6 protein-coding genes and 1 pseudogene are annotated in these 6,758 nt (G+C 36.5%); 3 read left to right on the top strand and 4 right to left on the bottom strand.

The features are described 5' to 3' along the window. Positions 1 to 167: 167 nt before the first annotated feature. Complete coding sequence (locus tag V7137_RS27285; protein ID WP_335700973.1) at positions 168 to 413, top strand: CotD family spore coat protein; 246 nt, start codon at positions 168 to 170, stop codon at positions 411 to 413. Positions 414 to 507: 94 nt separating this feature from the next. On the opposite strand, the pseudogene V7137_RS27280 reads toward V7137_RS27285, so the two are convergent. Beyond that, a pseudogene (locus V7137_RS27280) lies at positions 508 to 759 on the bottom strand (hotdog domain-containing protein); the annotation flags it as partial. 326 nt (positions 760 to 1,085) lie between these two features. Between V7137_RS27280 and V7137_RS27275 the strand changes: the two are divergent. Further along, positions 1,086 to 1,583, top strand: a complete 498-nt coding sequence (locus tag V7137_RS27275) for a YhcN/YlaJ family sporulation lipoprotein (protein WP_335700972.1) — start codon at positions 1,086 to 1,088, stop codon at positions 1,581 to 1,583. 98 nt (positions 1,584 to 1,681) lie between these two features. Here the strand turns inward: V7137_RS27275 and V7137_RS27270 are convergent, their stop codons facing one another. Then, entirely contained in the window at positions 1,682 to 2,581 is a 900-nt protein-coding gene (locus V7137_RS27270; RefSeq protein WP_335700971.1) for a DMT family transporter, read from the bottom strand. Between the two features lie 558 nt (positions 2,582 to 3,139). Between V7137_RS27270 and V7137_RS27265 the strand changes: the two genes are divergently transcribed. Next, on the top strand, positions 3,140 to 4,015 hold the full coding sequence (locus V7137_RS27265; RefSeq protein ID WP_335700970.1) for a DMT family transporter: 876 nt from the start codon (positions 3,140 to 3,142) through the stop codon (positions 4,013 to 4,015). Between the two features lie 59 nt (positions 4,016 to 4,074). Here the strand turns inward: V7137_RS27265 and V7137_RS27260 are convergent, their stop codons facing one another. Both V7137_RS27260 and V7137_RS27255 read right to left on the bottom strand, forming a co-directional pair. Beyond that, positions 4,075 to 5,172, bottom strand: coding sequence for a mechanosensitive ion channel family protein (locus tag V7137_RS27260; protein ID WP_335700969.1), 1,098 nt, complete (start codon positions 5,170 to 5,172; stop codon positions 4,075 to 4,077). A gap of 411 nt (positions 5,173 to 5,583) precedes the next feature. Beyond that, positions 5,584 to 6,579, bottom strand: a complete 996-nt coding sequence (locus V7137_RS27255) for an aldo/keto reductase (RefSeq protein ID WP_335700968.1) — start codon at positions 6,577 to 6,579, stop codon at positions 5,584 to 5,586. Between the last annotated feature and the right edge of the window lie 179 nt (positions 6,580 to 6,758).

Here is a 6,758-nt window from a genome sequence, read left to right as displayed (position 1 = left end):
CAAATTCATATGGAGGTCAATCAATGATGAAAAGAAATATTGGATATGGTGGTTTTCCATCAAATATTCCACCAAATATAATGCCGAATCAGATAGCTCCTATACAACCAATGCCAGCCCAATACTGCCCACCACAACCATGTCCACCTCAATACTGTCCACCTCAAGTGTTTCCAGCTCAGTATGATCCACCCCTAGTTTCACCAGGGCAGCAATATGTTAAAACAAATTTGTTTAATAAAGTAGTAACACATTTACATCCTTCCCACACAACTACAGTCAACAAGCTTATGGTTAATCATCAACACTATTTCCCACACACAGAATCATGTGTAAATGAATGTTGTGAAACACATACGATGTGCGGTGTGCCGCATAATCCTTGTTGTCCGTCTGGACCATTTGGATTCTAGCTTCTTCTAACTCCCCACCATTTAGTGGGGAATTTTTTTTATTTATCGTTCCAAACAAGACGTTTCCTAATGGAACAATAGCGTATCCCTACACTCAAACTTGTTCATCAAGCTCAATAAAATAATGATCCTTACGATATGACACTGCCTCCATGGTGGCAATTAGATTTTGCTCGTGAAAAATGTCAATTCGATAGAATCCTGTACGAAAGTTTCGTCTTATTTCCGTCGCACGCGCAACAATTCTGTCTCCTGGTTTTGCTGCTTCAATAAACTGGATGGTGGTCGAGAGTCCTACTGAGGTTTTTCCATATGCATTACAGGCTACAGAAAATGCGTGGTCTGCTAAAGCATATAAATGTAAATTCCTCCCTTAAACCAAGTATTAAGTATAAAAAGAATAAGGAATTCAATAATAAATAATAAAATCTACCTTTGTAAGAGTAGGAGGTGAAAAGTCGATTCAGAAGAAGTAGTTTACATTGGTAAGCAATACATTGTAGTCCATAAATATAATTTAAGGCTATTGGGAAATGATAATAAAGGATAATAAATTCAAGGGGCTCTTATCCACCAATCCAAAATAAAGAACATAATTGAACAACTACAGACCCTTGTTTTAAACAAATGGAACCTATTGTTGTCTAATATAACTAACGGAGGAACTAGATGATGAAAAAGAGTTTAATCTTAATGGCAATCCTTATATTTAGCCTTGATTTAACTGGATGTGCCAGAAATAACGTAAATAAAAATGATGTTGTATATCGGGATCAAAATGTGACAAAGAACAACATCACCAACGACAGGAACAATAATGCTTTTGATAATCGTTCTAAGATGAACGTTGCCGATGATGCAGCTAAAAAAGTAGCAGACTTGCCAGAGGTGGACACTGCAAATGTTATAGTGACAGACAATAATGCGTATGTAGCTGTAAAGCTTTCACCTACATCCCGGAATAAGGGTACTTATAATATTGAACATAAGATTTCACAAAGAGTTAAATCTACTGATCGTGACATTAATCAGGTTTATGTATCGGAAAACCCTGATTTTTATGATCGAATGAACACATATGCGTCAGATATTCGTAACGGTAGACCAGTTTCAGGTTTCTTTAATGAATTTACTGAAACCATTCGTAGAGTATTCCCCAAATCCAAATAAAATGAAAAAATGCTTGGCATATGCTAAGCATTTTTTTATAGGTGCACTTTCTGATTACTTTTGACTATTTAATCCTTTAATTTTTCTCATTAAGTAGTCTAGGCTGCTTCCTTGTTCTTAACTAACAACTGCTTAAATTCGACTTCCATAAGCATAATCGAAAGCAAAATGACCATTCCTCCAACTACTAACTTTACTGTAAATGGTTCAAAACCAAAAGTTATAGAAAAAACGCTTCCAAAAACGGATTCAAGCATCATTATGAGTCCAGCTGATGTTGCAGATGTATGTTTTTGAGCTAAAACCTGTATCGTTTGACCCACAAACGAACATATTATTCCCATGTATAACAATGGTACAATTGCAACAGACCAACTAACGTCCGTTAGGTGCCCTTTCTCTACTAAGAGGAAAAAAACGAATCCACCTATTGCTTGCACAGCAGCAAGCATAAACGCTACAACACTAAAATCGGTCGTTCTTGTGCTATACCCGAGGTAGACAATAGATCCTGCGTAAAAAAACGCACAGATAAGTGTGTATAAGTCTCCAATATTCATCTTTATCTCTTCGTTCGATATTCCTGTGATAATAACCATTCCTATTAAACAAGCAGCTATGGAAACCAACCCTTTTACTTTAAACTTTTTCCCATAAATGATCCAAGCTATAAAAGGCACAATCACCACATACGTTGAGGAAATAAAAGCATTATTCGATGGAGTGGTATACATTACACCAATTGTTTGTGTAATAAATCCGCCAAAATTAAGCAATCCGGCAATTAGCCCTACTTTAAAGTCCTTGAAGGTCATTTTAAATATTTTTTTATAAAAAAACAGTAGCACGCAAACAACAAAGAGAAAACCTCGGACAAAATTTATAAGACCAGCTGACACGTTTGCGTCTAATGCTATTTTGGTTACCACAAACCCTGAACCCCAAAATACTGAAGTTATCAAAAGCAGTATATTTGCCATTGATTTTGTCATTTTCATATATTATTTCTCCTCTTTTTGATTTATATAACACAAAAAAATCCAACTCTTTCCTTAAAAAGAGTTGGATTTTGGATTTTATCTACTCTTATACAGTTTTTCGACACCCAACTAAGTTGAATGATAGAAGGGTTTCACTTCTTTATACATTTTTTGATTTTTTTAATTATACTACATTTTCTTAATAAATTAAAACAGAAATCTTAGACATTCTTTGTTTGTATCTTTGACTAATCTTAGTTGAAAAAGAGATCGTCAATGCCGGAAACCCATCTTGAATTACCGCCCCCTTTGCTTTAAGTACACTTTTTCACAATCTACTCTTAGTATGGTAATTCTTAGGTAGCCTGATAACACATGCTAAGTATTCTTTGTTATAATAAAATACATATAATGTAGTTAAAAAAGAAATGGACTAGGGGTGAACATAATGTATTGGACTCCACTATTTGAAAACGATGTACCAGTAGCACTCTCCCGCTCTTAATGGAGAGAAAGTGACTATATCTCTCCGTTAGGGGCAATTTCGACCTAAACAAAAGACGGAGGGTACAAAAAATGAAAAACACCTTATTAGGTTCTTTATATTTAATTTTAGCATCCAGTATTTGGGGCGGTATGTACGTTGTTGTTAAAGTTGTAGTATCGGTCATACCACCACTGGAACTTGTGTGGTTGCGATATTTAGTGGCTATTGTCGCACTTCTCATTATCGGTTTCCTAACAAGACAAAATTGGCGTATCGAGAAACGTTATTTTTTACTAATCATAGCCATTGGGATCATCGGTAATGCCATATCTATAGTTGCTCAGGAAACTGGTACTATGCTATCCACAGCACAAACGGGAGCCATTATAACTTCTTCAACACCAGCATTTATGGTTATTTTTGCTCGCTTAATTCTCAATGAACGGTTTACGTTAAAAAAGGGGATCTCCGTTTGTTTAGCAACAATTGGAGTACTCCTCATTGTTGGAATTGGTGATGTGAATTTGTCCAGTACACTTGGAGGTATCGCACTATTTATTGCTGCTTTAACATGGGCACTTATGTCTGTACTTGTCAAGCGTTTGCCAAGTGATTATTCACAAATTGTGGTAACCACCTATTCCATCTTAGTGGCACTAATTGTGTTGACTCCTTTCGTACTGCCGCGGTTACACGAAATTAATATCACTCAACTGACTCCCCTGCCCATTTGGGGAGGTCTCTTGTATTTGGGTATTGTTTCAACCGCATGTGGATTTCTACTTTGGAATCGTGGATTACAAATGCTTAACGCCTCAAGTGGGGGAATATTTTTCTTCTTTCAGCCCGTAGTTGGAACATTACTTGGATGGCTTATTTTAGGAGAGAACATTGGTGGAATGTTTTGGATCGGCTCTATCCTAATTTTTATAGGTGTTTTATTCGTGATCATCGAGAAAAAATAATAATGGAAAACCCCTTCAATTGTAGTTGAAGGGGTTTCATAATAGGTGTTGTAAAATGTTCAATCAAAAGAACTCACTGCTTGAAATAATTCTTCACTTGATTGTGGAGTTACGTAAATTGTTCTGCTTGGAAAAGCGACTTCTACTCCCTCATCCTCTAATATCCCCATGATCTCTATGTTGATTTCATGTTTGATTTTAACGTGTTCTGCCCAAACCGTAGTATTTGTGAAAAAATATATAAGAATATCGAGACTACTGTCATTATATTGATCGAATGCTACCATGATCGTATCAGGATGAATTTCTTCATGAGTCTTCAACATCAGGTCAATCCGATGAACGACTCGTTGAATTTGTTCTTTGGTGGTTTTATAGTTAATTCCTAAGTGGAAATTTATTCGTCTTTTCCCCATACGGCTCCAATTGGTAATGGGTTCGTTTGCAAGTGTTGAATTTGGAACTGTAACTAGAGCTTGACTAAATGTTCGAACTTTAGTGCTTCTGAAATTTATATCTTCTACTGTCCCCTCGACGCTCGGTGTGAAAATCCAATCTCCAATTGAAAAAGGTTTTTCTGTTACAATGACGATTCCACCAATCAAATTACCTACCGCTTCTTTTGCAGCTAAAGCAAATGCCAGCCCCCCTAATCCGAGACCTGCGACCAGTCCATTTACATCGTAATCAAATTCCTGACCAACAATACTAATACTGATAGCAATAATGATGACACGGATCGTTCTTGATATAAACGGTAAAAGTATTAAATCAATCTTATTGTTTATCTTTTCATTAACACTTATTAATATCCCCGAAGTAGGAGATGACAAGTTAAACAATCCCCATGTAATTAAAATAATTACCATGGAACGTAAAAATTTTAAAAATAACGCATTATGTTGTTCAATAAAAGGGAAATAATCCATTGCTAAATACAAACCTACAATGATAAAGAACCATCCTAAAGGACGTTCAAACCCTAAACAAATTTTTGTAAAAAAATCTGTTGGTGCTTTTCCCGACAATTTTAAAATCACCTGAAACACATACTTGGTAAATATGTTTCTAAAAAGAATAAATAAAACCAAAATTCCTATGGAAATTCCTAAATTTTTTAACATGTCATAGTCTAACCCCGCCATTGAAAAAGCCATGACAAATGAACCAAAAGACATTCTAAAATACCCTCTCTCTTTTTACTATGTTTCTTCTATGATAATTGATAGAATGAATGTTATATGAAAAATACACAATCACCCGTTCTTCAAACCATTAATATAATAACTTTATTAACAAGATATTTGAATACAACAAAAGTCTTAGATTATCGAAATTAATCTGGTATAATGCTTATAAATTAATGAAAGACAGTAAAACGAACGTGCTGCAGCAGCTATGTATTCTTTCATTCTCAAAAAAATGGACTCCTCCATTCAATCTCATAGAATTCATCACATAACCCTAATCAAAACCCACGAACTTACTCTTTAAGAAAAGCACCCCGTTTGTTCAACAAGCAGTTAGTCACTCTTCATATTAACAACCCTTGTTTCAATAAAAATTTGTTAAAAGAACCATTTTTTCCGTGGTACCGGGAAATATTCGCCGGCGACAAGTTCTGAAGGTACGGCTTCTTCAATTCGTAAAAGGTCGTCTGAACTTAAGTTGAGGTCAACTGAGCCGAGTGAAACATGAAGTTGTGACTGCTTTCTTGCACCTATCAATGGGATAACATCCTCACCCTTGGATAAAACCCATGCGATGGCAATCTGCGCGATGGTTGCTTGTTTTTCTTCAGCAATTTCACGCAATGCTTCTACAAGTGCTAAATTCTTTTCAATATTTTCGTTGGCAAACCGCGGACCATTACTGCGTTTATCATCCAAACCTAGAACCCGATCCTTTGTCCATGTACCGCTCAATAAACCTCTTGAGAGAACACCATAAGCCGAAAGCGAGATACCTAATTCCCGTAGAGTTGGCAAGATATTTGATTCTATGCTCCGATTAAATAGTGAGTATTCCATTTGCAGCCAACTAATAGGATGTACAGCGTGTGCGCGACGAATTGTATCCACTCCTACTTCAGAAAGACCAATGTAACGGACATATCCCTTCTTTACCATATCGGCAATGGCACCAACCGTTTCTTCAATTGGTACGTTTGGATCGATGCAGGCTGTGCCCGGTTGATAAAGATCGATGTATTCAACACCTAGGCGCAGTAGGGAATCCTCAAGGAAATTCCTTACTGTATGAGGGTGGTTATCACTCTCCCGATTACTCTTGCCATGAGAGTGTAGCTTGCCATCGAATTTTACTGAAATGAACGCATTTTCCCGTTGGATTCCTTGGAATGCTTCACGTAGAAGTAATTCATTGTGTCCATCGCCATAGAAATCCCCTGTATCAAAGAGTGTAATGCCTCCCTCAAGTGCCGCGTGGATTGTTGCAATGCTTTCGCTTCGATCAGCATTGCCATATAGCCATGACATTCCCATACAACCTAGACCAATCTCAGAAACCAGAGGACCGTTTTGACCTAGTGCTCGCTTTTTCATTGATATATTCCCCCTATTATCGTAAGTCAAAAATATTTGTGAATTTCCCCTTCCACAGTCTCAGTGAACCGATCTGTAAGCAGTACCGTTCTGAACCTTCGCCCCCTTGCATTTATCTTAATTTATTCTTTCTATACTAAAATCAATATTCCTTTATACAAAGATACTTTATATTCAGC

The sequence above is a fragment of the Neobacillus drentensis genome, from assembly GCF_036962765.1.
Taxonomy (GTDB): Bacteria; Bacillota; Bacilli; order Bacillales; family Cytobacillaceae; genus Neobacillus; species Neobacillus drentensis_C.
This window is presented reverse-complemented; position numbering and strand designations above follow the sequence as displayed.

Bases quoted from the DNA above. Each gene is read 5' to 3' on its own strand.
- V7137_RS27270 (WP_335700971.1), bottom strand. From the start codon at position 2,581: ATGAAAATGACAAAATCAATGGCAAATATACTGCTTTTGATAACTTCA.
- V7137_RS27260 (WP_335700969.1), bottom strand. From the start codon at position 5,172: ATGGCTTTTTCAATGGCGGGGTTAGACTATGACATGTTAAAAAATTTA.
- V7137_RS27255 (WP_335700968.1), bottom strand. From the start codon at position 6,579: ATGAAAAAGCGAGCACTAGGTCAAAACGGTCCTCTGGTTTCTGAGATT.
- V7137_RS27275 (WP_335700972.1), top strand. From the start codon at position 1,086: ATGAAAAAGAGTTTAATCTTAATGGCAATCCTTATATTTAGCCTTGAT.
- V7137_RS27265 (WP_335700970.1), top strand. From the start codon at position 3,140: ATGAAAAACACCTTATTAGGTTCTTTATATTTAATTTTAGCATCCAGT.